Origin of the sequence: Variovorax sp. PBL-H6 (assembly GCF_901827155.1) — a bacterium.
In the GTDB taxonomy this organism is placed as follows: domain Bacteria; phylum Pseudomonadota; class Gammaproteobacteria; order Burkholderiales; family Burkholderiaceae_C; genus Variovorax.
On the sequence record NZ_LR594660.1, the window covers coordinates 230,532 to 257,106 of the forward strand.

The window sequence follows — 26,575 nt, forward strand, 5'->3', positions numbered from 1 at the left end:
CCCACAATTTACTTACAGGGCATGGCATCTAAAACGTAACTCGCCTCTTTATGCGTCAAGGCCAGTGACGAATGGCAGTTCCCCAGGCATCCGGGACCCCGCGTCCTCCAGCGAGAACAAGTGAACGATGGAGTCCATTAACTCGAGGCCGGCACTCGTTTGACTGATATGCCCGGTCTTTTCGAGCAGTGTCTTTCTTCGACTGACTTCTTCTCGCCCGACTCCCAGGTACGACGCCACGAGTTGCTGGGGAATTTTCACCTTCATGAGCCGGCGGCCGTCCGTCGTCGGCTCTGACATGGCCCAGAGGAAGTAAGCGTACTGAGCTTCCCCTGAAAGATGGACCACGCGGGCGCGGTGAAGATAGTGATGGGCCAAGCGGCGCTCCAAGCCGTCGAGATACCAGACCGCAAAGTCGGCGCTGGACAGAAGAGCCTCACGGAAAGCTTCGACGGGCCACAGCACTGCGGCTGAAGCGCTGACAGCCGACAACGTGCCGGACGAAAAAATTCTCAATCGCGTCGACCCGCTGAATACGTCAAGCGGCCTGACGAAGTCGCTTGCGATGCCTCCCTCGACATCGCCAGTAAAGGAAAGGACTAAAAGTCCGGAGCGCAGGGCGACCACCGGTGGAGACAGCTGTCCGGGCGGAATGACGACCTCGTTCCTGGCGAACGTGCGGACCGTTGCGCTCTCTGCCAGCTTCTGGCGTGCATGGTCCGGTAAATTCGAGAAGGCCTGGGGTAGCCCCAAGAGCGCTTTGGACAATCCGTGCCTCCGTTCCGTGCGGCCCATGCCGCTGCATCGTTGCGCACGGAGCCTGGTTCGCGGACATCCGAGCAAAAGCTCCCCTAGCGTAACGAGCGTCTGTGACCGCAGAGGGGCGCCCGGGAACCTGTAAAAAGCTATCCCTTTCAGGGTGGGCGAGGAGAGTCTAACGCAGCAAACCTGACCTATCCACCACCCGCTGAACGTCCGGGCCGGCAGCTGCGCTCTTTCGTCACGAAAGGGCAATCTCTATACGAGTCAGGCTTAATATTGGAGGTTTGATGTACGTACGCATTGTCAGCAAGCGGAAAGGCGGCACGCCCCCACGAGATGGGGAACTGGTTGTTGCTGTGGACCGCACGAACGCAGTACTTGGCAACAAAGCGGTTTTGAAGGACCACCTGGATGCCGCTGGCCGGGATGCGGCCATCGCGAGTTTCGAGCGAGAGAGAGCCCTGGACGAAGAGCGCGAAGGACCCATGACCCGAGAAATTCGACGCTTGGCCCTGCTTGTTCAAAGCGGCCAGGCCGTTGCTCTCCAGTGCTGGTGTGCCCCGCGCCGCTGTCACGCTGAGCTGATTCGGGCCCAAATGGGGCGCATTCTCGGTCGCGAGCTCGCACCTAGGGACGAAGCCGGTCAAGGTGCGCCGCCCGTGCAAGATTCCTTGTTTTGATTCCTCACCGCGCCAAATGGGCGCGGTGTCTCTTTTGCGGGCCGGTGTGCGCAACGTCACAAACCGCAAACTCGCTCGCGACGCACGGGTTTGGTGCTGGCAGGAAGTGCTCGCCCATCCCGGGCCGCTCCGCAGTCAAAAGCAGGCCGCGGGTTTACGGCGCTGGGTTGCTAAAATGCGGCGCCCTATAGCCAAAAAGTTCGCATGCGCGTTTCTGTAGCCACCCTTCTCGAGGCGCCCATCCCGGCGCGCCTGGCCAAGCGTCCTCGGGATGCCAGAGGCTTCCCAATTCCGATGACGGTGCTCATCAAGCCTGATGGAGCTCCGGATTTCCGGGTCACCGACGTCAAGCGATGGCTCCGGGTCGTTACTGGCCGCATTTGCGCGATGTGCGGTGAGCCTCTCGGCCGCCACCTCGCATTCATCGGAGGACCGCGGTCCCATGAGTATCGGGTGTTCACGGACGCGGCGATGCACACGGACTGCGCAAGCTACGCGATGTCTGTTTGCCCCTTCCTTGCATTGGCGAACAGCCGGCACTCGCGCAAGCTTCCCGAAGCCGGCGGTGTCGCGTTGCGGGCCACCGACGAAGCTGTGCTTGACCGCCCGGAAAAGATGTTTATCGGGGTGACCACCAGCTACCAGCCGCTGCGCCTCGAGGATGGCACGCTGGTTGTGCAGGCTGGCCAGTGGGAACGCGTTGAATGGCATGAGCCGCACGCGCGCGGCGTCGCAGACGCGGCGTAAGCGCATTGCAATCGTCGGGGCGATGCGCTACCTTTGCGGGCTCTTTTTGAAGGTTGACCTCCGTGAAGAAACCCCTCAGATTCATGATGGTCGAAGACGAATCCAAGCTTCCCCTCGTGGCCGACCCCTTGGTCCTGGATGCGGACGAAAAGAAGCTTGTCGCGGCCGCACTCCTGAACCGGCTAGGCCTGTCCGAAGATTCACCGGCGGCATTCCGGGACCGCTGCGAGGTGATTGCCTGCTATGACTCGGTCGAAGGTACCGATTGCTACTACCACTGCATCGCAGAAAAAATGGACGGCAAGAAGCCGTCCATGTGGAAGTAGCTGTTGCGCTGCGTTACGCGGCGGCGAGGCCGAGTTTCACGAGCTCCTTGTGGCCAAGCTGGCGCCTGGAGATACCGTAAACGTCCTTGCGGCCGTACAGCCTCTCGAGGTTGCCGCGATGGTAGTCATCAGCCTGGCCAAGGACAGCGTCGCAAAACACCTTCGGGTCGGCGATGCTCGTCGTTGCGTACACCCGTCCGCGCCTTGCGAAAGGAAGCGGGGTCAGGTGGCTGTAGCGCACCAGCGGCGCCAACGGTGCCAGCTTGACGGCATACCAGATGCCGTCGACGAGGTGTGCCTGAGTTGACGCGTCGATGTCGCGGCGGCGAGCCGCGACCTCCTCGGCCGCGCGCTCCGCCCAGCTCTTGCGACCGGATTGGCGCGGAGTGCCGCCATGCAAGCAGCGCGACGTCGGGTGAACGTAGAAGTCGTACCAGTCGGCCGCGATTTGCACCCCGTAGTAGGGCGTGGTGACCTTCACGACGCCATCGATGTCGATGAACGTATTCACGGCCACGTCGCCGACGGCATGGGCAATGGCTTCCTCGGAACGAGCGCCCTTGAGGCCGCGCAGTTCCGAGTGCACCTCGTCCCAGGGCTGACCGATGCGGCTCGCCAGGAAGCGATGAAGCGGCTTGAAGGAGAGGTAGCTCTCCTTCGCGGCCCGACCGTAGCCGGTGCGATAGCGCAGCTGCATCGGTTCGCGCGAGAGGGAAACAACTTCTCCGTCAATCACGCGGACCCGGGACGGGGCGTAGCGGTAGCGAGAGGCGCTTCGGCCGTGTTCGGAGAGAACTTTCTGCATGTCTTGACGCATGGGATAAGGCTTTCTGTGTTGTTGACCTATCCCATGTAGCGAACGCCGGGCTCGTCCTTCCCTTCCGACCGGCATGAAGCCGCCAGGAAGGTCCGGCGGCGTTCTCCGAGACAAGCGCTTCAGTCGGTCAGGCCAATCTGAATGAAGCCTTTCTGAGCGGTGCCGCGCCCGCCGACGACAACAGCCAGCTGGCCGCTTTGCACAGCCCAGAGGCCACCGGGCCCCTGGTTGGCGATGCGCATGCCCTGCGGACCGGCAGTTCCGGTGCCGATAAGCCCGTAGGCGAGCGCTTCTTGGGACCCGTCGTAGCGAGTCACGGCTGCGCTGTATGTCGTCGCGTCAAGTACGAATTTGACCCAGCCGGCCGCGGTGTCGGCGCCTCGAGCCGTCGTGTACGGCCATGCCGCGGAGTCTTGCAGCCCGATGCGGAACACCGACATGTTGGCGACCTGGCTGTTGAGGCCCGCTGCCAGGTACACGTTCTCCTTGCCCACCCGAGCGACAGCGAATGCGCCGACGTCGTTGGGATTCGCCCTGTTCGTGATGCGCCAGCTCGTAGCGGAGTTGCCTGGCGTCACGTCGTAGGTGAGAACCGATGCGGGCGGGCAGGCCTCGATGCGCCTGACGCCAATGTCGTCGCACATCAGGACGGCCGCGCCACCGGGGAGGACCTGGACCTGACGGATGGTCGAATCCCGTCCAGTTGGCGTCAGGTCGATGCCGAACCGGTTGTACGTCCCTTCCAGGCCGGCCTGCTCAGTCACGAGGTTACGAACAGCAACGAACGGCTGTACGGAGTAGGCGATGAATGGACCCGCCTGCGCGAGCTCCAAGGGAAAGGACCCGACGACCACGTCGTCCGTCAGCCGGAAGCGGGCGTTGTCCACGGCGATTTCTACCCGGGCGCTCTTGAACGAAAACGTGCCGGGCTCCTCGGCGCGGGCGCTGAACGTGCCCGTGACGGTCGAGCCGGCCGAGTTTGTCAGCTCGTAGGTGCTCAGGTCGAGATTGAGGGATAGCTTTTGCTGCGTACCGTTGGTCGCAAAAACGAGGAACTCGCCGTTGCGTGCGTCACCTGCCATGACCGCCAGGACGACCTCTGAACTCAGGTCGCTGCCAGCAGCGTTCGCAGTAACCGTATAGGTCGTCTGCTGCGCCTTCGTATTCACTACCTGCGCCGACCATTGGTTGTCGACAGCTGTAGGGTTTCGCAGTTGGACAAACCCGGGGTCGGCAGCCTTGGTCGACCATGTCGCACCCTGGCTGGGCGTGATGACGACGGTGTCGCCTGGGCGCACAAGGTATCGGCCGTCACTTGCCGCAGAAGCCTCCGCGCCGTTGATTGCAACGACCGTCGTAAGCTTCGCCGCAGGCGCTGAGGGGCCCGTCGCGATGAGGCCACCAACCCCGCTTGACCCTCCCCCGCCTCCGCCGCACGCTGCTATTGCCGTGACCATTGCCACTGCTACGAAACATCGAATCGCACGCATCATCCAGTCCGCCCTCTTGGTTGATTGGGCCGAACGGATGCCGGCCCTTGGGCGCGACTGTAAAGGGCGGTGACTTCGTGTCCGTCTAAAGGATTCGTTTTCCGGTGGCGGGTAGCACTTAAGGGCTACCTGCGTGAACTACTTCACGGGCTACTTTGGCGAGGCAGAAACAGAAAAGGCCCCGAAGGGCGAAATCTGCAAAGACTCGGCCGAGCGCCGAGCCAGTTGCGTGCTCAGTTCGGAAGACCGAGGAACTGCTTGAGCTGAGGCGTCGACAGGGAGCCGGACTGCGAGCGAACCTCCCCATTGACCTTGGTGACGATGAACGGCACGCCGTCGTCCTTCGCTCGCATGCTGTTGAACAGTGCGGTGTTGGCCGCGACCTTGTCCTTGAAGCGCGCGACGGCGTCGCTGTCTGCCGTGAGTCCGCCCTGGCGATTGAGGATGCTGGTCTCGTTCTCGGTCATCGCCTTGGCCGGGTCTGCCGCGCCGAGGATGGTTGCGCCTTGCGGTGCACTGGCGCGCGAGAGCATGCCAATCGGAATCCAGACGATACGGGCGCTCGCGCCAAGCGGCTGGGCCGCGTTCCACAGGTGGGCGCAATGCGGGCACTGAGGGTCGAAGAACACGTAGGCCACCTTGGCCGCCAGCGGCGCGCCCAGCGTGAAGCCGGTTGTCTGGCCCGCGATGGAGTCATAGGCGGCCTGGACGGTGGTCGAGAAAGGCGCCGGGGCCGGGGTGGCAGCCGTCGCCACGGAAGTGTCGCAGGCGCTCAGGGCGAAAACGGAGGCTGCGGCGGCGAGGATGATGGTGCTGAGGCGGTGTTTCATGGAAGCGAAGCGTTTTAGGTTGAGCTGTTTGAATCTTTGGTGGCCAGTGCTCGAGCACGGCGGCCGTGTACGTGAGGGGCCGACGGGTCTTCCCCTCCGAGGAGGTGCGGCATCCCGAGTACCTGCGCGAGACGTCCAACCTGTCCCCACGCAACGGAAGGATGACCTCGCTCGATGCGCGACACGGTCTGCCTGCTCAAAGCGCTTGCAACTGCCGCGTCCTCTTGGGTCATGTTCCTGTCCATGCGCGCCGAGCGAAGTACCTCGCCAATGCCGCGGAAGCGCTTTCGCAACTCCTCGTCCATGCGCGCTTTTTGGTCCACTTTCATGGGGTAAAAGCCTTATATCTCACTTTGGGAATGGACGCATTATAGTCTAAAATCAAACTGCGCACCATTGGCTAAAATGATTCAACATCCAGCAGTGCCGGTTTGCTGTGTAGCCACTCTCCCCCTCGATGCGTTTTAGGTCGCGGCTGGCCGACGAGCTGCCGCACGGTATGCTTCTGCCTTCATCGAGAAGGACCACCCGCGGCGCTCTGCCACCAAATAACCCCTGGTCGTGAGCTCATTGAAGACCGGAGCGCTCATCCGGTCGCTGCGAAGCAACAAGGCCTCGAGCGCCTCGGGCGAGAGTTCTTCGGTAGCGTCTGCCGCATGCGCTGCACGTGCCACCCTCTTCAGGTACTGAATGTTTTTCGCCATGTCGCGTGTAGCGGCACGGCTTAGCCATGGCTGTGGCTGCTCGGAGAGATGCCCCACCATGGCAGAGCAAGCTTCGAAGAAAAGCCCTCCTCGCAGTCGCGCGGGAGGGGGGCTTCATGGAATCAGCGGGTGACATTCCTCCCGCCCCTGAAGGCGGGGGCTTCCTACGTTTTAGGTCAGGCGCTGAGCCCGGACCTGTCCGGCGTGGTGCTCGTCTCAGCCGCTCAAGTTGGGCGCCAGAGCGCCTGGCAAGAGCTGCGGGTTCTTGACTCCCGCGGTAGCTTGCGCACCCGCGGTACACGCCAGCCGTCGGCCGGTGGAGGATGGACGCTTCACAGGAGGCTCTGTCGCTTTGCGCGAGGCCTTCACCGGTCGCCCGGCTTGGCACTTGCCTTCTCCACGTCTGACGAGGCCCTGCCCGGGCTCCGGGGGCTTCACCGCCCCGAGGTTTGAATATCCGAACGCGATGTCCATCGCGATGTTGGCGCTGACCGCGTCGCGGTCCGCCGACAGGCCGCAGGCCGCACAGACGTGCCAGCGCTCCGAGAGGGTCTTGGGCACCGATGCGCCGCACAGGCACGTCTGGCTGTTGCCTCCGATGCCGGGACGCCGGCTGGCGACCGGAACGTAGCGCTCTCCGAGTGCGTGCTTGAGCAGTCCCTTGAACATCGCAGGGGCGACGTCCGAGACGCTGCGGCTGGTGCGCCGGTTCCGCTTCATGAACTCGACCCCGTGCTCCTCGACCGCGATGAGGCGGTACTTCTGCTCGAGCTGGCGCGCGACCTTGCGCAGCTGGTCTCGGCGCACGCACTCGATGCGCGAGTGCAGGATGGCGACCCGCCGAATCTGGCGCTTGAGCCGATTGCTGAGCGGGCGGTGGTCACGCTCCGGCAGCGGCCCATGGAGCCCCAGGGCCCGAAACGCCTTCCTGTATGCCGCGAGCTCGCGTTTGCGGGCCTCGAACTGTCGGCTCATCTTGCGCTGCTCGGCCTTGAGCCGCGGCAGCATTTGCTTCAGGGGCTTCGCCGGCGTATGGGTGGTGCCGTCGGCGAGCGTAGCGATTCGCGCGAGGCCCGTATCGAGCCCCGAATCCGGCAGCAGCGCCACCTCGGGAGAGGCGTGGCGACGCCGTCGCTCGCAGTGCTGCACCTGCACCTCGCAGGTGAATTGCGCGAACCAGCGGCCCTGCTTGAACACGAGGGTCACACTCTTGACGCGGCCCGGCAGCTTGCGCAGGCCGATGAGCCGCGCCTCGCCGAGCCGGCTCATGTGCAGGCGCCCGCCTTGAATCTTCACCGCAAAGCCGTACTGCGTGAAGGTGAGGCTGCGGTAGTTCTTGCGCGGCACGGCCGTGGGTGCCCCGCGCTCGCCCTTGAGCCACGCCTTGGTGGCGTGGTCGAGGCGGTCGGCAACGTTCTGCAGGACCTGGGAGTGCACGCCGGCGAAGCGATGGTCGCGCGCCGCCAGAGCGCGCACGGTCTGGTACTGGTCGGCCTTGGCGAGATAGCGGTGGCTGCCCCCGGTGGCCCGGGCGGCGCGGCCCAGGGCACGGTCGTGCTCGCGTTCCCGGCGCAGATGCTCGCGCAGCTCGCACAGCACGTCGAGCGTTCCGTGCAGGCGTGCACCCAGCGCGGGCGACACCTCGAGCACGCCTTCGCGGACCTCGTAGGTCACGTCGTGCTTGGGATAGGAGGTCCGCTTGGCGCGAACTTTAGACGTCGGTAGCAAAGTCAGGCTAGATTTTAGGAAAGTATAGCCTATAGAGGTCCGCTTTGACTCAGCCTAGTCCGAGTCGGCTCACCTATATCGGCAAAGCGCAGATAGCCTGCAATACTCGCGCCTTACATCCACGGCCTGAAGACCGTGGGTTTACGGCGCTGGCTGGCTAAAAGGCTCGCTTTGCGACTAGGCGATAGCCGAGGCGGTCCGCCCAAGTCTCGAGAAGTCGCACTTGGCCTTCATCCGTCGTGTGCTTGCAAAACGCTCGACTTTGCACCTTGCCGAGGTTCTCACCGACAGTGATGGCCACGGAGAAGTCCGCGTGATGGCACTCGACGACGTGGGCGGCATTCGCGTAGTTGCCCGCGGCGACGTCCTGCCTCGTGTCCGGAACGACCGAAGCCGTTCGGATGGCTTCGGCGAGCTTGGCGCCGAAGCGCGGGTCGGATTCGATTTGTCCCAAGGCGTCGTGCATCACGACGACGGTGGCGTTCATTCCCATTTCAATGTCCTGTTCAGCGTGGTTGCTGCAGAGTCTAGCCACCTCGGCCAAGCCCAGGACGAAAAAATCGCCCTGAGCTCACGAAGTCTCAGGGCGAGGCGCCATGCCTGTTGCCGGGCCGGCTGCAAGAGCGGAGGTGTCCAGAACCATCCGATGGGTCAGGGAGGAAACCATGACACAGCTGTATAGGGGACGTTTTTATACGCGGCGCTGAGCAGGGGATGGGCAAAAAAAGGCCCCGGACGCACGGGGTTCCGGGGCGGGGCGAGTGCCGATGAATATTCGGCTGCCCAAGGTGCGAGCCGCGAGGCTCCATCAACATCGTCTGGAAAGGCGACGAACTGTCTATCGAGAGGTTTTAGCCGCGGGGCCGAGGCGTCGCTATTCGATGTCAGGACTTCCACAACCAGCCGCAGGGCATCAGACACCAGACACAATGGACGGATACACCAACTTCACCATTCAGGAGCGCAACGGCTACCCGCACTACGCTGGCCCCCAGTTCCTAATCACGGCATCGGCCTGCGAGGCAACCCCATTGGTCGGGCATCGGCTGAGGTCGCTCGACGAGGCGCGGCGCGAGGTGCGCGGTCGAATCATCAACCGGATTCACCGTGCCGAACAGTTGCTCGCTGGCTGGAAACGGCAGCTGACCGAAGTCGAGACAACCTACCAGCCCGTGCGAACGCTGCTGGAGACGCTTGCAGCTTTCCGCGACGACATCGTCGGGCACCTGACTGAGTTCCGTGAGTCGTCGGTCGGCGGCCTGTTCAAGTTCGGCCAGCTCAGCATCAGCTGTGGCTACATGAACACCCCGAACCTCATCGTGTTCCAGCTTGCAGAGTACGACAACATCACCCTGTTGTTTTTGCCGCAGGACCTGCTGGCCCTCAACCAGCTGTTGAAGGATGCAGGCTTCAGCTTGCCGTACACCGACTGGAACGGGGAGCATTGCAATTCGTACTCGGTCAAGCTTTGCCCGGCGGATTTCCTGGTCAACCAGGTCCCCGCTGCCGCCTAGACAGCCTTCTCCTTCTCCCCTTGTCCCCTCATTCGGGCGCTCCTTTGCGGAGCGCTCTTTCTTTTTGGGGCAGCGCGCTCGGGCCGCGCTTGCTATAGAAGGTAGTTCAACTGTGCTCAAGCACCACAAGGAGTCTCCTATGAAGAAGTTTCTGTTTGCCGCTTTCGCTGCGCTGTCGATGATTGCTGTGTCCGCCCACGCTGACGCTGTCAACACCACCAGCTCCAAAGCTCTCGTCCCCGCGTCCGAAGCAGTTCCCGCTGCATCGGTTTCGGAAAAAGCCGGGAAGTTCGTGGGCCTGGCCATCACTTCGCCGTTCGCGCTCATCAAGTCGGTCGCCCCAACCGCGCTTGATGGCATCAAGTCGGTTGCCGGTGATTTCAAGGAAGGTTTCGTCAAGGGCGCCACGTCCTTGACCAGCTCCACCCCTGCCGTTTCGCAAGACAACGGCCAAACGCAGGCTGCAACCTCCACCTCGGGTCGTTCCAACGATTCCGTCGAGAAGGGCGTAGTTGTCAGCGAGTCCCCGTCCACTCCCACGGCCGGTCCTTCGCTGCCTCCGCACGTTGCCAAGGTAGTTGCGCTCCTGCGGTCGCCCTCGGCTTCCGTTGCGCATCGGACCGATTACCCTAAACAGTAATCGTCATTCAAAGCACCGACCCCTTGGTCGGTGCTTTTCTTTGCGCAATCGACTCGGTCGCCAGCTGCTCTGCAGCGCATAATAAAAAAAGCCGCCCCGAAGGTGGCTTTCGAAATCACGGTGGGCTGACGGTGTCCCAGTCATAGCGACAGTAGCCGGTAAGCGTCACACGGAAGCGTCCCTTCTTGCTCCCGGGGCGAAGGGCCCCAGCAGCTGCCAGTCGGTTCGCGTCGCGCAGCTCGCAGCCGATGAAGCGGTACTCGGGGCACTGCCGTGGTGCCTGTCGCGACGAGAAAGCCGTCGGTCAGTGACCAGCGGCTGTGAATCGTGCTCAGTTCGTCACGGTGACGTGAAAGGCGGCGTTCAGCTTCATGACTGTACGGCCCATCTGTTCCCCTAGGTGCGGGCTGCTGTGCCTGGTTGATAATCGACCCGGTGGGACTCGGTGGGCAGCGGCACCTCCCACCGAAACAGCATGCCCAGCAGGGCCTTGTTGCTCAGTGTCGAGTCACGCTTGTTGTTCCGGCTCAGCAGGACGTCCTCAGGCTGCTCGAGGTAGACAATGCGGACACGAGCGTCGTACGCGTACAGCAGGTCCAAGGTCTTCTGCCGCATCTGGGCGCTTAAGTGCGTGCTGTTCCAGGCGAAAGGAACACGCCGGCGCAAGAGCTCCTTCGCCTTGTCGACTGCGAAATGCGCGGCCTTGCCGTCGTTCTCGCCATGAGCCAAGTCCAGCTCCTCGCGCGCGTCGTCGAAGGAGACGACAGGAAGCTCGGGGTGGTTCGTGTCGAGCCAGTGGTTCTTGCCGGTCGCTGGAAGCCCAGACAGCACGATAACTTCCGAGCCTGGCTGCGCGAAGAAAGGGTAATCCGGGCTGATTTCGCCCTCCCTGCGGAAGTACGAGACGGCAGTGTGCTCATCGGCCATGTGCCGTGGTTGGCCGTAGCACTCCTGCTCTTGCGCGAGCAGGCGGAACAGCTCGACGTTGTCGATGGTGTTCTGCCAATCGCTTGCGGGGTCGGTGCGCCGGCCGCGCGCGTCAGCCTCCGCCAAGAGGGCCAGCTCCCGCAGGTTCACTTCGTGCGACCACTTGTGAGCAAGGAACGCGGCGTTTGCCTTGCGCAAGCTGATGAAGGGTTCCTGGTGGTACCGAATCATGCGGCAAACGGCCTCGCGGTCCGAGAAGTCGTAGCCGGCTCGCCAGAGGCGAATTCGGGCGTCCACCTCGCCTCGCTTGCTGTGGCCTTTGCTCGAGATGCGGCCGTTCTCGTCGACCTTCGTGACGCCGGGCTTCGCAATGTCGTGCATCAGCGCACCCAGAAACATGCGTTGCTGGCCCCGGGCGTCCAAGGCCTGGAAATCCGCCAGGTTCACGAGCTCCTCGCAGACCATTTTGGTGTGCGTCCAGCAATCGCCTTCGGCGTGATAGTGCCTGTCTTGAGGGGTTTCGGCTAGGCTGCGCCACTCGGGGTACGCGTCCTCTACTGCCTTCCAGTCGATGTCCCTTCGGCCAGCTGCAGGGCCGACCGCGAGGATGGCGGCGTCATACTTGTTCATTTGGTTCTCCTCGCCTCGACCAATCATGGCGCGAAGCACTTGTTCTTTGATGTTAGGGGTAGCAGCAGGCCAATGAAGCGCCCTTGCGTCAGGGCCCGGCGCATGCCGTCGTCCTTGGCCAGCGGCCCCGCTTCGCGCATCCCGTCCTCGAGGACGATGTTGCCCCACTTGTCAAAGCGCGCGGCGGGGTCGAAACCGTCCGGAAGTACTGGCGCCTTGATTCCAGCAGCTTCCCTCACCTCTTCGACCGTCAACTCCGTGGTCTCGCATTTCCAGTGGTGTTCGTCGCATACCGCGGCGCCATTGCCCAGGAAATAGCCCCCCGTGATGGGGTAGAGCTTGCGCTCGAGGATGTGGTGCGCGTCCACGGCCGGTTGGTCGCAGAAAACGCACTTCCCACCCGCGCGAAGGAAGACGAGCCGCTTAAACTCATCACGAGGCAGCAGCTGGTCCTCTGGCGGTAGCCAACGGCTTCTTGCTACCATGGCTCAGCGTTCCATCCGTGCGTCAGGCGCGGCGCGAAGATATCGACACCAGGCCGCAGCAGGTTCGGTATGAAAGGCTGCTCCGCATGGTGCTTCTCCGAGTCGAGGATGGCTTGCACGAAGTCAGGCCGTACCAGCTTGAAGCGGTCGACCGTTTCGTCACCCTCTTCCACCTTGCCGTAGAGTCCTTCGGCTCGGTCTGAACCGTCGCATTGCTTCCACGCCTTCTCGACGTCCAGTCCCTCGCGTTTGACGATTGCCTCGAACGCCCTTCGCCATTGCGAGGTACGCCCCAGCGACGGCTTCACCAGCACCCACAAATCGGAGAGCTTTGGAGGTGCAATGCCGTCGTAAAGCACGGGCACAGAAAGCACCGGGCCATCAGCGAGAAGGCGCCGGCGAGCGGCGGTTGAGAGGAACTTGCCCGTCACCTTGTCGAGGACGTCAAATTCGCAGAAGTAGTGAGGAAGCGCGTCGTACCACATAGCGTGCTTCTTGTGCATCCACTCACCATACATCACGTAGCGGTCCTCAAGGCGCTCCAACATCCAACCCTCATGTGCGACTGCCCACTGCTTGAACAGGTTGAACTGGCGCTCGCGGCCGCCACCAGTGAGGTAGTGTCCACGGGACTGCAAAAGTAGCTCTCCGGCCGCGCTGAAGCTGACGCCACAGTTGCCGCCGTCGAGCTTTTCTTCGAGCACGATGTACTTGCCCTTGTGCTGTGCATAGGGCACCTGGCCATGTCCCTCGTCGCCCACCTGCAGCCTGGAGCTTTCCAGGTGGGGAGTTCGCATGTACTTATGAATGTCGAGGCTGATGATGGCGGACTTGGTGGCTTGTTCCATGGCGGGCTCTTGTCAAATACTTCGCGGCTGGCGAACCGTGCGTGCCCGGAGGAACTGCTTGTTTCCGCGTCTTAAATCGTGCTGTATTTTAGACGATTTACAGCGCGCGGTCAATTGCACATCTAAACCGCAACTCGCAGGGGCCACGCCGCGGCTCTCGGCTTGGGAGCAGATTGAATTGGCTTCTGCCTTATAGGAAGCAAGACTCCCTTAAAATGCTCCTGGCTAAACGAGAACGCTAAACAAGGCAAGGCGGTGTCTTCCGCCACCCGTCATCAACATCATTCCCAACGAGTATCCATGAAAAAGACCGCTCTCACCGTCCTCCTGGTCGCTGCCGCAATCGCCGGCTGCTCGAAGACCGATACCGCGCCTGCAACCGCAAAGGCCCCGGCTGCCAAGTCCCAGGTCGCCAAGCCCGTGATGCCGCCCGGTTCGCCGCCGCCCGCCCCGGAGCTGAAGTTCGACGAGAAGGGCCAGCCCATCATTCCGAAGGTGGTTGCGCCCGCCCCTCCGAAACCGCCAGGTGGTCCGTCGGCGCCTGGCCTGAGCCCCGAAGCTTTGAAGGCTGCTCAAGCGAAGCTGGCCGCAAAGAAGGCCCCGTAAGCGCCTCGGCAGAGCGCACGCCGCAAAAGGCCGCCTCCGGGTGGCCTTTCTCCGTTTGGCCGTCAGCCTTTTAATCCCCGCAGGGTGGTTCGCGTCCAGCGAGTTTTCGCATTCACGCCGCCAGGGTGGAGGGCGCTAGCTAGACGGAGAGTAAGCCTGCCGGTGGCAATTCACTCGAGGTGGGCTGGCTCAACGTTACAGCTGGAGTTCCCCTTGAAAGCAATCATTTTTGATTTGTTCGGTACGCTCGTTTACATCGACCACCCTGCCCATCCCTATCGCCAGCTGCTGGCAGGCGCGACTGCCTCGGACGCGCGCGAGCTTGTAATGACGTCGAACGCCTCGCCGGGCCGGATGGCGAAGAAGATTGGCAGCGTGCTCTCACCTGAAGCACTTCGCGAGGTGACGGCAGAGCTCGAGGCTGAGGTTCATCGCATCAAGCTCTTCCATGAGGTTCGCGACGCACTCGTGCAGCTCAAGGCGGCGGGATATCTCATCCTCGTCAGCTCCAACCTGGCCAAGCCGTATGGCCAGGCAAAGTTGCTGCTGGCGGACATGGTTGACTACTGGAACTTCAGCTTCGACACGGGCCTGCTCAAGCCTGACGCGCAAATGTTCTTCGGACCCGCGGCGGCCTTTGGCATCCTGCCGAAGGACTGTATCGTGGTTGGAGACAGCGTATCAAGCGATGGAGGAGGTGCTGCCGCGGCCGGCATGGACTTCGTTCTCGTTGACCGCTTCGGCCGGCACCCGGCCCTACCGGCGATTCAAGGCCTGGATGAACTGGTGACGCGACTGCTGGGGCCTTGAGCCGTCGTCCTGGAGCACAGAAAAGCCCCTCTGGCCGTTGCCGAGGGGCTTTCGCTTAGGTGCGTTCAGGGAACCTGGATGCCGGTGCCAACGCTGTTGTCCCACTGCCATGACGCAGACACGTTCGGATAGGCAAGCTAGCGTTCGGCAAAAAAAGAAGCGGGCCGCCAAAGGGGGCCCGCTCTCAAAGAATCATCCCATCGCTCAGGCCGTGGCCAGTGCGTCAGCCCGTGCGCCCTCGGTACCGAAGATGCCGCCCTTCACCGTAATGGCATAGGCCTCGCTGATGAGCGAAGTGTCCAGCCCCGAGAACCGGACGGTGAAGTAAGCGCGCTCGGTCGGCTCGCCGTCCTTCTCTGGCGCCAGGTAAATCGTTCTAACCATCTCCGTCCCGGGAAGGCTGCGGTTCCAGCCGTCGGCGGACTCGACGACGGCGGTTCCGAAGTCGTAGGCCTGAAATGCGGCGTTTGCTTCTGCCGTGCGCCTGTCGTTCAGTTGTTGTGTACTCATGTTGTTGTCCTTTTACCTCCAAGGATTTGGAATCAACGACCTATAGGGAGGCGCGCGCACCGCCCCGGTCCCCAGCAGGCCCACGGTCCTGCTGCATTTCGCTAGACAACGTCAGGACAACTCCAAACATCAAGCATGACCAAAGAACTGTTTTTCTCAGTCGAGCCGGGCTTCGTGGTCGAACACGCCCGGGACCTGGTACTTTCCGACGACTGGCGCGGCGCCCTCTCCTTCCTCATGGAAGGCCTGGAGGGAATGACCCTCGATATGGCTGTCGCCATCTTGAAGGGCGAGCGCTCTATTTCCACCGACGAGGATGGAATGTGCGATGGCCCCCAGGACCCGAACGATACCCGCCTGAAGCGCTATCTCGGCACCGCCGCCTGGCAGACCGCAGGCATCTACCGCTCACGCGGCGAGTTCTACCAGCCCTACGCGTACATCGCGGGCTTCGGACGCGCCGACAAGGCCTACGCGAGAGAGCACCTCGAGCGCATGGGCAACGAGTGCGTGACGCTCGACGAATACCGGGTGCTGCGGGCCAAGTACCACATGTACAGCCGCGAGTCGGACCTGGTGTTCTTCAACCTCCAGGAGACAGCAGCGCTCTTCAAGCGGGTCCAGGGCCCCGCATTCTGGGTTCCCACCTTCAATGAGCCGAAGGAAGCTTTGGCCGCCTACCGCGAGCACCGCGACCTCAGCCGCATCGGCGACAGCGAAGAAGCGGAAAACGCGTACTTCGAGCCGAAGTGCTGGGAGTTTTACGAAGATGCCATTCGAGATGGCGTGGTCTACGGTAGCCGAGGCTCAGACGAGCTCCTCGACCAGCCAACGCAAGCGATTCTCGACCGGCTCACCGAACTGGCGGACAGCATTGGCCAAGCCAAGGTCCAGGAAGAGGCGGAAGTCGAAAGCGGAGGGTCACCGGGCAAGAAGCGCGGAATGTTTTTTCAGACCCGCCCGCCAGCTAAGGCGGCGGAGGAGGACTACGAGCTGGAGGTTCTACGCCTTCGAATTGGTCAACAGGCCCCGAAGTTCGGCGGATACCTCGACTTGCTTGTGCGCGACGAAGCTGGCGACCGATTGGTCAAGGTGCCTGCAGCCCCCTTTCTCAACTGGGCATCAAGGCATGCGACCATGGACACCCACGAGGCGCTCCCCAAATGGCGCCCAGTGAGCCCTACCGGCATGAAAATGGGGGGAGATAACCCCATGCACACGGACTGGTGGCTGGGCGCGGGCTTGCCCTTGAGGGCTGCGTACGACATGGACCATCCTGTCAACAGAGCCGCCTGGCGGTTTGCGACAGGCCTTGGCCGTGCTGAAGGACATGACTGTGTTCGACTCGCAGGAGACGGCACCGTCTTTGGCCAGGTCGTGTTCCCCAAGCCAAACGAGGCGGTGCCGGAAGGCTCGATTGCAGTGGTGCCCTATGCTGGCGTCGACTACGAACTCGCGATGCTGTCTGCCTGCAAGGGCGGTCGCGGCGCGGTGGTGAGCGCCGTTGGAGGCAAGCTCGCCCACTTGGCGACAGTCGCGCGCGAGACCTCTTGCCGCGTGCTTGTGGTGGATGACGCAATGGAGGCTTTTCAGGAGGGCCAGTTTGTGACCATCAACCTGGACCTACTCACAGTAAAGTGTCATGAGACCTATCTCAGCACGCCTGACCCCTTGGACCTCTAGGCGAACCGCGGGCAGCCCGCAGCGGCCCCTGCTCACTTCTTCAGGACCGGCGTCATGCCGGTCCTTTTTCTTGTCCGCCAAAAGTCGCTGAGATGCAGCTGCTGGGTGCCGTAGCAGACGCCTCCCTACACGTAACAGCGCTAACCCGTCCGCGGGACCGCATATCCCTCAACTACACCCCGTCAGGGGCAATGAAATGAAGAAATCCCTCCTCGCACTCGCTCTCCTCGCAGCTGCAACCCTCGGTGGCGCAGCTCATGCGGCTCCGGCTCTCGACAACTTCTACGCCGGCGCGGGCCTCGACTATTCGCACTACCGCCTGAGCGACAAGACTGCCTTCGGCATCAAGGCCGGTGACGTGGGCGCGACCATCTACGGCGGCTACCAGTTCAACCCCCACGTCGCAGCGGAAATCGGCTATGCGCGGCTGGGCGACATCGAGCAGCGCGATGGCGTCGGCTTCGCGCAGAACTCGATGCTCTCCGCCAGCGTGCTCGGCTTTGCCCCGTCGTACCGCGGTGTGACCGCATTCGGTCGCCTCGGTATTGCCGACACGGCCAGCGAAGTCGAGGGCCGTCGCTTTCACCGCAACGCTCCGCTCTTCGGAGTCGGCGCGGAGTACAAGCTGAATGCGACCTTTGCGCTGCGCACCGAGCTCCAGTACGTGCCGAACTTCGGCGACTCGCGAGCGGACCTGTACAACCTCAGCGCTGGCATCAAGGCGTCGTTCTGACAAACCAACGCTGCAGCTAACCCTGCTGCCCTGAAGCCCCCGGCCTTGCACCGGGGGTTTTTCCTTGCGGCTCGGCTGCCACGAACGCAGACCACGGAGAAAGTCTGCCCCATTCCGCCAGAAAAAGAAAAATGCCCCCCTCGCATTTCTGCGAGAGGGGCATTGGCAGTAGACGTTACTTGCCGCCACCCCCTGCGGGCTTGCAGTATTCGTAGTACACGTTGACGGGCATCTGGCCTGCGGCGCCATAGGCAGTGGCGGTTGCGTACACCTGCCACTCCGGGGATGACGTGAGCGTCGAGACGGCGGTGCCATTCGCATCCGAGTATGAGACGCCCCATTGGCCAACGCCAAGAGAGCCACGGTCCACTGCCCAGGTCACAGGCGCCCCGACCACCACGTTGCCGTTCGCATCGCGCATTACTGCGTAGAGCGTGGTGGTGATGTTGTCCGGATAGACCGAGCCGCAGACCCAAGACGGGCTCGCGACAACCTGAACCGGGCGCGCCGTGGTCACGTCACCGATAAGGCTGATGTATGTTGCTTGGCCAGCATCTGCCGCTGCGCCCTTGACGCGAACCGTTGCCGTGCCGGCTGCAACGCCTGCATACAGCACAGCGTAGGTCACGCCGTCTGCGCCTGCAGCGGTGGTCGCGGCAATGGTGCCGAGGCTCGTCGTCCAATTGGCGATGGCGCCTGGCAGGAGGTTGCCGTTGGCATCCTTCAGCGTAGCCGAGAGCGTCACGGCCGGCGCTCCGTTGGCAACGGCCGTGTAGGCATTGCTGCTCATCGCGGTAACGCGAGCAGTCGCAGCGTCGCCCGAGAAGGTGACGGTCTGGGTTTGGCCAGCATCGCCCCCTGCGCGGGTTTTTGCCCGAACGGTCGCTGCGCCAGCAACGGTGCTGCCGTTCAGCACTGCGTGGGCGATACCGTCTCCACCGGTAGTGGAGCTCGCGGCAATGCTGCCCAGGGTGGTCGTCCAATCGACGGTTGCCCCAGTCACCCGGTTGCCGTGGGCGTCCAGCACGGCAGCGGACAAAGTCGCCGCGGGCGCCCCGTTTGCCACTGCGGTTGTCGCGTTGGTGCTCAGCGAAACCACCCGAGCCGTCGTCGCGTCTGCGTCCAATGAAATCGACTGCGTCTTTCCTGCGTCGCCTGAAGCGCCCCTGGCGGTGACCGTCGAGGTCCCGCTGACGGTGCCCGCCGTAAGAACGGCAGTGGCGCGACCTGCTGCGTCAGTTGAGGAAGTCGCCGGGGCGAGGTTCCCTAGTGTGGCTCCCCAGCTCACCGAGGTGCCAGCCGGCGCGAGGTTGCCATTTGCGTCACGCAAGAGCGCCGAAAGGGTCGCGGTTGCGCTGCCGTTTGCGGTCATGAAGGTCCTGTCGGCCGTGACAGACACCACCTTCGAGGTCGCGGCGTCCGCGATGAAGGAGACGCCCGCAGTCTTGCCTGCATCTCCGCTATTGGCTGCCAGGGCGCGCACCGTGGCGATGCCGACCGTGGTCGGGGCGGTCAGGTGCGTTGCGGCCATCCCGTTCGCGTCGGTCGAGCTGCTGGTCCCGGTCAGGGTGCCGATGTCGGTCGACCAGGTCACTGGGATGCCAGCACCGAGAGGATTGCCGTAATCGTCTGTGACGGAAGCAGTGATGAGCGCCTGGGCCGAGCCGTTGGCCGGAAGAGTGCCTCCCGGCGCGGAAACCTGGGCGACCTTGGCGCTGACCTCATCAGCGATAACGTCGACCACCGTCGAAAGCGAAGCCCCGCTCGAGTTGAGAAGTGCGCTGACCGTGACGGGACCTGCTACCGTGGGCGGCGCAAGCGTAATCACGGCGGCCCCGCCGACAGTGGCGGAGCCGGCCCCCAAGTCGCCGCCGGACGTGGCCCATGCGACGGTTTCGCCATCAATTGCCGGCCTTCCGTTGGAATCCGCGACGCTGGCCGTGAGAGTTACCACGCCCGAGGAGCCCGCGACCACAGTTGGCGGGTCCGCGGTCAGACTGGTGATGGCGCCGGTCGCGGGAACGTAATCCGGAATGACGTTCATCGTCTTGAGCGGGACACGGTATGAGAACTGTGCGCCCGCGGCGGCAGCTGCGACCGATTGGACGGCCAGGGACACCGCAAGCAGGGCGGTGACGAGTCTACGGGACGTGCGGTTTGACATTGGGGCAACCTTAGGTGGGGCTAGACGGATGCTTTCGTATAGGGACCGTCTTATTCCGGGTATGGGTGGCTCGCGGGTTGTCTGGGCTTGCGAGCCTTTCCCAGGGCCGGCAGGCTAAAGGGAGCTACTAGACGGACGCATGCTCAGCTCCATCCACCTGTTCATCTCCCTGGGAATGCTTTTCGGCCTGGTGCTGGGAAGCTTTGGCAACAGCGTCGTCTACCGCCTGCCGCGAAAGCTCTTGCTGGAGTGGCGACAGGGGGCACAGGAGGAGCTGGGCCTGCCTGTGGACGATGACGCACCCATGCTGCGAGCAAAGCGGTCCCATTGCCCAGCCTGCGGCGTGCGGATTGCCTGGTATGACAACCTCCCGGTGGTCAGCTGGCTACTCCTGCGGGGCAAGTGCCGGGCTTGCCACCGTCTCATCTCTCCGCGTTACCTTGCACTCGAGCTCGCCGGCGCCGCAACTGGTGCGGGCAGCGTTGCCTGGCTCGGATTCACGGCTCAGGCTGCCCTCGTCGGCGTGGCGGCCCTTTTGCTTCTCTGGGCTGCCGTCATCGACATCGAGCACCAGCTGCTGCCCGACGCGCTGGTCCACCCTTTGGCTGCCCTTGGCCTGGTTGCGGCCACGCAGTCCTGGTTCATTTCGCCGACGCTGGCCATCTACGGCGCCCTGGCGGGCTACGGCCTTCTAGGAGTCACCGGGGCCGCCTTCAAGGCTTGGCGTGGCGTCGACGGCATCGGCGGGGGCGATGCCTGGCTCTTGCTGGCAATCGGCACGTTCGTCGGGCCCTTCGGGGTCGTTCAGACATTGGCCACGGCGTGCCCGCTTGCGCTGTTCGCAGCTTTAGCCGCCAACCGCCAGAAGCTGGATGGACAGGTCCGCCTGGCGTTCGGCCAGTGGTTGGCCCTGGGCGGCGTCATCATCTTCGCGCTGCAGCGCTCTGGCCGGCTGCCCATCCCCTACGCCGCATTCGGTTGACCCGCCGCGAGGGGCGGCGTGCGCCGATTTCCTCGCGCTGCCGGCGCTGCGCTACACCTTGCAGGACAACTGAAAGGAACACCTGTGATTGACATCCTCCCCGCCCTAAAGGACGGGGATTCCCCCTGCTGGACGGCCATGCCCGGCCGCGGCACCTAGCCCTGAAGGGCCAGGCACCTTATTCACTGCGGCCGCACTCTTCGTCGAGCGCGAATCCGCAGCGGAAAACGTCTTCTCCAACCAAACAAGCCCACGCGCAAGGATGTTGCGCGCCGCGTTCACATCGCGGTCGTGGGACGCGCCGCAACAGGGGCAGGTCCATTGCCGCACCGCGAGCCCTGCTCGGCCCTTGGGGCCGGCCCGGGTGCCGCAGATGTTGCAGTCCTGGGTGGAGAAGGATTCGTCGACCTCCGCGAACCAAGCACCTGCGTCATCGCACTTGTACTTGAGCATGGTTCGGTAGCTGCTCCAGCCCGCGTCGTGCACGGATTTCGCCATTCGGGTCTTCGCGAGGGTAGCGGCATTGACGTCGCCGACGAAGACCGCCGCATGGCCGCGGGCCTGGGCGGTGGAGAGCTTGTGCAGGAAATCCTTCCTGCGATTGGCGACCTTGGCGTGCAGCGCACGCACCCGGTGCGCCTTGCCAGCGCGCTGCGCGCTGGCAATCTTCGACTCGAGGTCGCGATAGAAGCGCTGGGCGTCCACCGAGGTCCCCGCCGAGTCGGTCATATGACTCTTGAGCCCCAGGTCGGCTCCAAGGGCCCCTTTGAGGCCCTCGGGCGACGGCTTGGCCTTCGGCTGCACCTGGACCGTGACGTTCAGGTACCAGCGTCCGCGCGCGTCCTCGCTGATGCTGCCGGCCCCGAGTTCGTGGCCGGCGAGACCGTAGCTGTCCCACAGGCTCAGAAGGTGGCCCTGGAAGGCCACCTGCCCGCCCTTGTAGCGCAGCGAGCGAGCCTTGAAAGGAATCCACCCTAGGCTCCGGTTCGCGCGCTTAGGGTCGGAGATACGCCAGCGCAGGCGCGCCTTCTTGAACTGCCGCCGGCGCGTGGCGAACTCCTCAGCGACCTGCTGGAACACCGCAGAGCCCACGAGCAGGCCCGCTTTGCTTGCGCCGTTGAGGTACTTCTGAAAGTCGAACCCGCTCATGAAGCGACCTTCGCGGCGCAGCACCTGCTGGCCGAGGTCGTTGCAGTAGTTCCAGACCTGGTTCACGTCGCGCGCCATAGCGCGCAGCACGGCCGCATGCTTGTCCTTCAGCCGAAGCCGAAGGACACGGGTCGAAAGCGGGGGAGAGCTGGGAAGGGACACCGAGGAGGCACTGTTGTTTCATCCAGTGTATCGCCGCTTTTTAGATAGGGCAACGCCTTCGGCTGCAAACAACCGCCATTCACTCCCCGCCCTAAAGGACGGGGCGCTGCGCTGCTCCCGGTGCGTCGTCGGAGCGTCGGTATCCCTATACGGGGCAGGAAATCTGTTCAACCCAAGGAGTAACCAATCCATGAATACCGTCAATCCCACCGCTACGCGTTCGGTCTTGGCCATTGCCGCCAATGCACAGCGCATGCTGGCGACCGGCCTTCTCGCCCGCTTGGGCCTGGTGAAGGAAACCCCAGACGAGCATGCGGCCAGGGCACTGGAATCGCGTGCCTACGTCCGCGCGCTGGTCGAGCTCGACAATCGCACAGCCATCTCCGCTTCCATCGCTCAATGGTCTCCGGCCACCGAGGAGTACGCGGAGCACTTCTTCATGACCCACCGCGGCGACCGCAAGGCGCGCCAGGAGGTCATCCGCCTCCACCAAGAGCTGAAGGACGCGCGAGCTGAAGTCGAGCGTCTGAAGACAATGTTGGCTGCTGTCTCGGTCTGAGCAGGTCGTTCCCCTGATGAGAATGCTCAAGCTCAAGGAGGTCTACCTCCTCCCAACGAAGCCAGTGCTTCATACCACCTGGGTTCTCAGCGGCCAGTGGCTGCCGGAGATTCAGGACCTCGACAGCAACTGCACAACCGAGTTCCTCGAGACGCTCGACCTCGAAAAGCGCTTCGACGTGCGACAACTCATGTTCGAATACTTCGACGGTGAGCGGTCCGCCCAGATGCACACGCTCTGGTTTGACGGCAAGCCGGTTTGCATCGTCCAAGATGCAGGCCGCGGCCTACGAGACCACCACCGGCGCTGGGTGACCGATGCGGCCGCCTTCGAGCAGCTGGTTGCGTACCTTCGCAGCCGCCTGCCCTGCGAGCAGGTGCACATCTCGGACCCCGAGGCGGACCTCTACCCAGAAGAAGTTTTTTGCTTCTACGGGATGGACTTCAGCGAGAGGTTCGGCATCCAGGTCGAACCGCTCACGCCTGGGTTCATGCTCGTGCAGAGCGTGAACCTCTTCAAGGACCGGCGACCGGTACCGGAGGTGCTGCTTTCCACCACTTCGGCGGAAGCACCAGCGTACGTCCGTCGCGGAAGCTCGGTCTTCAAGCTGGTCCGTCCTGTATCCGACGAAGAGCATGCCGCGAATCCGCGAATCGCGCAGGTCTTGGCTGAGGACGGGTTCATCGGCCACTACTGGTACGAACGGACAACTCGACCCGAGGGCCTTCCGGTCATCTCCATCTGACGGGCCCTGCCCGCTCATTCCGCCCAGGCTTTACCAGCCTGGGCGTTTTCATTGTTGACGGCACGCCCGGCCTCCTCGTGGCCGGCCTGAGCCCGCAGGGCTATAGGTCGACATCCTCCCTTGCCTATACGGCGCAAGGCCGTGAAGTCGCCTGCCGTTTGCGCCTGCTCCCGCAGGTATGGCGAAGACTTTTGAGGACAACCAATGCGAAATCTATCCCGTGAATCCGGGGCCTCGCTTGGCAATGCAAACACCGTGCAGCAATTGCGCTGCAGCGTTTTTCAGGGCCAGCGAGGCCCCCAAGGAAACACACCATGTATTTCGAGACCAAGAAACAAGCCAAGACCACCGTGAGCGCTCTGCGCCGCGAACTCAAGGGCTTCACCAAGCCAGCTTCCGAACTGAGCCACAGCGAGTGCCTGACCATCCTGGCCAAGGCGCTTGGCCACAAGAGCTGGAACGAGCTGGAGGCAAAGCTTCCGGATGACAGTCCTCTGCGCGCTGCCGCAGCGAAGCCCGTCGAGCGGAAGTACCCGCTCAAGAACACGGGCCAGTTCGACTTCGTGAAGCCGGGCGAAGACGGCAAGCCGGTGCACGGCTCCTTCATGGAGCTCATTGGTGCCTGCGAATTGGTGCCGGGCACCTGCAGCGCTGCATCCGCTACGCGCCGCAAAGACGGGCTGGACTTCCAAGGCGACGGGGAAACCGAACTTTCCTGGGATGAGCAACACACGGAGCGTAATGCCAAGGGAGAAACGCTTTGGCTGAACGGCGATTGCAAAATCGTTCCTGAGTCAGCCCTTGTGCTGTTGCCCGAGGACTACGAAGGCGACCCCGAGGATGACGACCTTCCATGGCTCGAGGATGAAGACGAGCTTCCGGTGCGCGACGTCCTCTTGGCCGCCTACCGGACGTACTTTGCCGAGGAAGGCATCACGCTGACGGAGACCCGGAGTCTGCCAAAGACAAAGGCCCTCCTTGAGAAAGCCGCAGCCGTCATTGGCTTCGCGCTCACCAAGTGGGAAATTGAAGCGCTGCAGCATACGAGCGATGCCGGAACAACCGGCGCGGTGAAACCTGCTGAAGACGTCGACCTGGAAATGCAGGCCTATCGCCAAGTCTTCAACCGCCTCTTTGCCGACGAAGGTGACGAAGCGGGAACGCCCTCGGTGATTTCGAAGGTGATGGAGGCGCTTGCCAAGGCCACTCTGCGGGAACAGAACAAAAACGCCGAGACGTTCCTGCGGCAGAATGTGTCGGAACTCTTCACGCTCAACGGCCCGTACGACGGATATTGCGTTGCCCAACTGGCCTCCGAACTTCGCGCTCGGGCCAAGACGGCCTACGAACGGCTGGTTCTGAAGACCCGCCGCTAGTCGACATTCACAAGCCGCCCTACCCAGGGCGGCTTTTTCTTGTGCGACCGCATGCCGGCTCCTTGACGAGGCAGCACGGGGCTCGGTATCATTCCCTTACGGTTCGTTGGGACCTCGGGATAGTTGCCCCGTCAGTGCGCGCACCGGACCGTGTCCGGCACGGCAAAAAGCAGCGTCAGAATTCGTTTTCCACACCATTGCCTGGTTTTCTATTGAAGAGCCTGGGTAACGCGCGCCGCTCATTCGACGAGCTCTTCGATGGAGTTGACCATGAGCGTTCAATCGCGCGCGTTTAATCCCGCGCTCCCGTCCACCGACCCCCGTGCACTCGCGCTTTGGGAATTCGTTCGTCGCGAAAAGCCTTGGTTCACGCCAGCGCTTGCCGCGGAACTGCTCGAAGGGCTTCCTCCCCCGACCGATGTCGACGCGAAGGAGTTGGCTCGTTGGTTGCAGCAGAAGTTTGCGGCCAGGAACATCAAGCTCAAGCTGACCCACGCACAGCAGGCGATTGCCCGTGTCCTCGGCAAGCCGAGCTGGCACCTGCTGCCTATTCACAATGCCGTGGCACCCCGGCTTCTCTGCCGCCAGCTTGGTGCCGCCGACGGCGAGCTGTACGAGGACTGGGCTTCAGTCAAGCTGCTGATGCAAGCCTGCATCACTCGCTGGGCAGAGGCGGACCCGACAAAGGTCTACTGGGTCGGCCTGGTGGATGGCACTCTGGTCCTGTCTGCGCTCGAGCCACGGGGGCACGAACGTGCAGGCGAGACGGTGCTGCTGGAGGTGGTGGCGGCCGAGGGAGTCGCCCACTGGCTGGACGGTGCCGCTACGGCCCTGGAGGGACTTCGGAGGTTTGTCGAAAACGACGCCATCCTCGACGGCTTCGCCGCACTTTCAGCCTACCTACGCATTTCGCGAGCGGACGATAGCCTGCTCTCCTTCGACGACATCGGCAACGCTGAGCTGGTTGTGCTGCGCGGTGGCGCGGAGTTCGCCCGGGGGGACGAGTTGGGCTGCTGGCTGGAGATTGAGCACTCGCGTCGCTCGGATGCGCGATACGGCCAGCCGCTTCACGGGGACGTGGTGTTCGATGGCCAGACGTGGCTGTGCGGCGCTGAGGCACTGACATGGCACGTGTACGAGGTCCGCAAGGGTATGGTTGGAGTCGGCGGGTCGCGCCGTCCCCTAGGTGTCGAACAGGCCGCGAGCTTGTTTCGCCGTTACCAGCGCGCGCGTAGGATTTTCAAGGAGGCCCCGCCTACCCGTGGCGGGAAGCGGCTCCTGGGGCTGCGCACTCCGAGTGCATCGCTTGCTTCCGTCGACCTTCGATTCGTCGAGCAAGCCTTTGCGCAGCGAGGCCTCGGGTGGCCGCAGTTCGCCGCCTCAATCGATGAAGATGTTCCGGCGCTGACGGGCCTGCTCCCGAGCCCGCTGCTGCCAAGATTGGCGAAGTTCCTCAAGCTGGAGGACCCCAGCCGGCTTTTCGTTACGCCGGCGCCGTCAGAGTTCATCAGGGTCGCGTCGGGTGAAGCGTTGCGGGCCTACTACTGCGCTGCCGACAGCATCAAGTTCGGCCGGCCTGCTGGCGCCACACCTGACGTCGCCCGTGCTATCGAGAACGCCATCGAAAACTTTGCGAACGTCTGGGAGATGGGCAAGAGCATCGCCAACGGCACGACGAGAATTGGAGGGGACTGGCAAGATGCGCCGCATCAAGCCTACGCGGCTGAGGTAGACGAGTTCGTGCAAGTCCTCGGTAAGCTGGGAATGGCGGTTTCCGCTACTTTTGCTCGCAGCTTCATCTTGCGGACAGGCAAGGACATCTTCGAGCATCAGGACTTTCCATACCGGGATGGGCTGACCTTGCTCGTTCGGATTGCTCCGGCCCAGCTCTAGCTCGGGCACGCGAGCCCTGCCCTGTCGCTCAAGCCGCCCAACCGGGCGGCCTCGCTCGCTACACCGCAGCAGGAC

At 63.2% G+C, this 26,575-nt stretch carries 27 protein-coding genes; 14 read left to right on the plus strand and 13 right to left on the minus strand.

What is annotated here, in order from left to right; genetic code table 11:
* Positions 1 to 48: 48 nt before the first annotated feature.
* Positions 49 to 768, minus strand: a complete 720-nt coding sequence (locus G3W89_RS29445; RefSeq protein WP_162570994.1) for a Crp/Fnr family transcriptional regulator — start codon at positions 766 to 768, stop codon at positions 49 to 51.
* 281 nt (positions 769 to 1,049) lie between these two features.
* Between G3W89_RS29445 and G3W89_RS29450 the strand changes: the two genes are divergently transcribed.
* The 3 genes from G3W89_RS29450 (at position 1,050) to G3W89_RS29460 (ending at position 2,515) form a co-directional block, all read left to right on the plus strand.
* Positions 1,050 to 1,442, plus strand: coding sequence for a DUF4326 domain-containing protein (locus G3W89_RS29450; protein WP_162570993.1), 393 nt, complete (start codon positions 1,050 to 1,052; stop codon positions 1,440 to 1,442).
* Between the two features lie 294 nt (positions 1,443 to 1,736).
* Positions 1,737 to 2,189: a hypothetical protein gene (locus G3W89_RS29455; protein WP_162570992.1), complete on the plus strand. Its 453-nt coding sequence runs from the start codon at positions 1,737 to 1,739 to the stop codon at positions 2,187 to 2,189.
* Between the two features lie 83 nt (positions 2,190 to 2,272).
* Positions 2,273 to 2,515, plus strand: coding sequence for a hypothetical protein (locus tag G3W89_RS29460; protein ID WP_162577710.1), 243 nt, complete (start codon positions 2,273 to 2,275; stop codon positions 2,513 to 2,515).
* Positions 2,516 to 2,528: 13 nt separating this feature from the next.
* On the opposite strand, the gene G3W89_RS29465 is transcribed toward G3W89_RS29460, so the two are convergent.
* The 6 genes from G3W89_RS29465 to G3W89_RS29490 form a co-directional block, all read right to left on the minus strand.
* On the minus strand, positions 2,529 to 3,320 hold the full coding sequence (locus G3W89_RS29465; protein WP_162570990.1) for a hypothetical protein: 792 nt from the start codon (positions 3,318 to 3,320) through the stop codon (positions 2,529 to 2,531).
* A 131-nt stretch (positions 3,321 to 3,451) separates the two neighbouring features.
* A complete protein-coding gene (locus G3W89_RS29470) occupies positions 3,452 to 4,501 on the minus strand; it encodes a hypothetical protein (protein WP_162570989.1) in 1,050 nt (349 codons plus the stop codon).
* A gap of 554 nt (positions 4,502 to 5,055) precedes the next feature.
* Positions 5,056 to 5,652, minus strand: a complete 597-nt coding sequence (locus G3W89_RS29475; protein ID WP_162570988.1) for a thioredoxin domain-containing protein — start codon at positions 5,650 to 5,652, stop codon at positions 5,056 to 5,058.
* 14 nt (positions 5,653 to 5,666) lie between these two features.
* Positions 5,667 to 5,981 carry a helix-turn-helix domain-containing protein gene (locus tag G3W89_RS33760; protein WP_162570987.1) on the minus strand — a complete coding sequence of 105 codons (315 nt, stop codon included), beginning with the start codon at positions 5,979 to 5,981 and terminating at the stop codon, positions 5,667 to 5,669.
* A gap of 591 nt (positions 5,982 to 6,572) precedes the next feature.
* The gene (locus G3W89_RS29485; RefSeq protein ID WP_162570986.1) at positions 6,573 to 8,030 is read right to left on the minus strand and encodes an RNA-guided endonuclease InsQ/TnpB family protein; all 1,458 of its coding nucleotides are present in this window, start codon (positions 8,028 to 8,030) and stop codon (positions 6,573 to 6,575) included.
* A gap of 211 nt (positions 8,031 to 8,241) precedes the next feature.
* On the minus strand, positions 8,242 to 8,571 hold the full coding sequence (locus G3W89_RS29490; protein WP_162570985.1) for a hypothetical protein: 330 nt from the start codon (positions 8,569 to 8,571) through the stop codon (positions 8,242 to 8,244).
* A 442-nt stretch (positions 8,572 to 9,013) separates the two neighbouring features.
* On the opposite strand from G3W89_RS29490, the gene G3W89_RS29495 reads away from it, so the two are divergent.
* Both G3W89_RS29495 and G3W89_RS29500 read left to right on the plus strand, forming a co-directional pair.
* The gene (locus G3W89_RS29495) at positions 9,014 to 9,598 is read left to right on the plus strand and encodes a hypothetical protein (protein ID WP_162570984.1); all 585 of its coding nucleotides are present in this window, start codon (positions 9,014 to 9,016) and stop codon (positions 9,596 to 9,598) included.
* A 139-nt stretch (positions 9,599 to 9,737) separates the two neighbouring features.
* Complete coding sequence (locus G3W89_RS29500) at positions 9,738 to 10,238, plus strand: hypothetical protein (protein WP_162570983.1); 501 nt, start codon at positions 9,738 to 9,740, stop codon at positions 10,236 to 10,238.
* Positions 10,239 to 10,634: 396 nt separating this feature from the next.
* On the opposite strand, the gene G3W89_RS29505 is transcribed toward G3W89_RS29500, so the two are convergent.
* The 3 genes from G3W89_RS29505 to G3W89_RS29515 form a co-directional block, all read right to left on the minus strand.
* Positions 10,635 to 11,795 carry an AAA family ATPase gene (locus tag G3W89_RS29505; protein WP_162570982.1) on the minus strand — a complete coding sequence of 387 codons (1,161 nt, stop codon included), beginning with the start codon at positions 11,793 to 11,795 and terminating at the stop codon, positions 10,635 to 10,637.
* Positions 11,796 to 11,818: 23 nt separating this feature from the next.
* Positions 11,819 to 12,163 carry a hypothetical protein gene (locus G3W89_RS29510; RefSeq protein WP_162570981.1) on the minus strand — a complete coding sequence of 115 codons (345 nt, stop codon included), beginning with the start codon at positions 12,161 to 12,163 and terminating at the stop codon, positions 11,819 to 11,821.
* Positions 12,164 to 12,273: 110 nt separating this feature from the next.
* Positions 12,274 to 13,128, minus strand: coding sequence for an RNA ligase family protein (locus G3W89_RS29515; protein ID WP_162570980.1), 855 nt, complete (start codon positions 13,126 to 13,128; stop codon positions 12,274 to 12,276).
* Positions 13,129 to 13,428: 300 nt separating this feature from the next.
* Here G3W89_RS29515 and G3W89_RS29520 point away from each other — a divergent pair, with 300 nt between their 5' ends.
* Positions 13,429 to 13,734 carry a hypothetical protein gene (locus G3W89_RS29520; RefSeq protein ID WP_162570979.1) on the plus strand — a complete coding sequence of 102 codons (306 nt, stop codon included), beginning with the start codon at positions 13,429 to 13,431 and terminating at the stop codon, positions 13,732 to 13,734.
* Between the two features lie 162 nt (positions 13,735 to 13,896).
* Complete coding sequence (locus G3W89_RS29525; protein WP_162577711.1) at positions 13,897 to 14,544, plus strand: HAD family hydrolase; 648 nt, start codon at positions 13,897 to 13,899, stop codon at positions 14,542 to 14,544.
* A 204-nt stretch (positions 14,545 to 14,748) separates the two neighbouring features.
* Here the strand turns inward: G3W89_RS29525 and G3W89_RS29530 are convergent, their stop codons facing one another.
* The gene (locus tag G3W89_RS29530) at positions 14,749 to 15,054 is read right to left on the minus strand and encodes a hypothetical protein (protein ID WP_162570977.1); all 306 of its coding nucleotides are present in this window, start codon (positions 15,052 to 15,054) and stop codon (positions 14,749 to 14,751) included.
* A gap of 135 nt (positions 15,055 to 15,189) precedes the next feature.
* On the opposite strand from G3W89_RS29530, the gene G3W89_RS29535 reads away from it, so the two are divergent.
* Entirely contained in the window at positions 15,190 to 16,737 is a 1,548-nt protein-coding gene (locus G3W89_RS29535) for a hypothetical protein (RefSeq protein ID WP_162570976.1), read from the plus strand.
* Between the two features lie 196 nt (positions 16,738 to 16,933).
* Complete coding sequence (locus G3W89_RS29540; RefSeq protein WP_162570975.1) at positions 16,934 to 17,470, plus strand: outer membrane beta-barrel protein; 537 nt, start codon at positions 16,934 to 16,936, stop codon at positions 17,468 to 17,470.
* 175 nt (positions 17,471 to 17,645) lie between these two features.
* Here G3W89_RS29540 and G3W89_RS29545 read toward each other — a convergent pair whose 3' ends face one another.
* Positions 17,646 to 19,634, minus strand: coding sequence for a beta strand repeat-containing protein (locus G3W89_RS29545; protein ID WP_162570974.1), 1,989 nt, complete (start codon positions 19,632 to 19,634; stop codon positions 17,646 to 17,648).
* 139 nt (positions 19,635 to 19,773) lie between these two features.
* Between G3W89_RS29545 and G3W89_RS29550 the strand changes: the two genes are divergently transcribed.
* A complete protein-coding gene (locus G3W89_RS29550; RefSeq protein ID WP_162570973.1) occupies positions 19,774 to 20,616 on the plus strand; it encodes a prepilin peptidase in 843 nt (280 codons plus the stop codon).
* Positions 20,617 to 20,721: 105 nt separating this feature from the next.
* Here the strand turns inward: G3W89_RS29550 and G3W89_RS29555 are convergent, their stop codons facing one another.
* Positions 20,722 to 21,927 (minus strand): RNA-guided endonuclease InsQ/TnpB family protein, encoded by a 1,206-nt coding sequence (locus G3W89_RS29555; RefSeq protein WP_269475013.1) that lies wholly within the window; start codon positions 21,925 to 21,927, stop codon positions 20,722 to 20,724.
* Positions 21,928 to 22,117: 190 nt separating this feature from the next.
* Here G3W89_RS29555 and G3W89_RS29560 point away from each other — a divergent pair, with 190 nt between their 5' ends.
* From G3W89_RS29560 to G3W89_RS29575, 4 genes are all read left to right on the plus strand, one after another.
* Positions 22,118 to 22,486, plus strand: coding sequence for a hypothetical protein (locus G3W89_RS29560; protein WP_162570972.1), 369 nt, complete (start codon positions 22,118 to 22,120; stop codon positions 22,484 to 22,486).
* A gap of 16 nt (positions 22,487 to 22,502) precedes the next feature.
* Complete coding sequence (locus tag G3W89_RS29565; RefSeq protein ID WP_162577712.1) at positions 22,503 to 23,231, plus strand: hypothetical protein; 729 nt, start codon at positions 22,503 to 22,505, stop codon at positions 23,229 to 23,231.
* Positions 23,232 to 23,545: 314 nt separating this feature from the next.
* Positions 23,546 to 24,607, plus strand: a complete 1,062-nt coding sequence (locus G3W89_RS29570) for a glyoxalase superfamily protein (RefSeq protein WP_162570970.1) — start codon at positions 23,546 to 23,548, stop codon at positions 24,605 to 24,607.
* A 270-nt stretch (positions 24,608 to 24,877) separates the two neighbouring features.
* Positions 24,878 to 26,500, plus strand: coding sequence for a hypothetical protein (locus tag G3W89_RS29575; protein WP_162570969.1), 1,623 nt, complete (start codon positions 24,878 to 24,880; stop codon positions 26,498 to 26,500).
* The last annotated feature ends 75 nt before the right edge of the window (positions 26,501 to 26,575 follow it).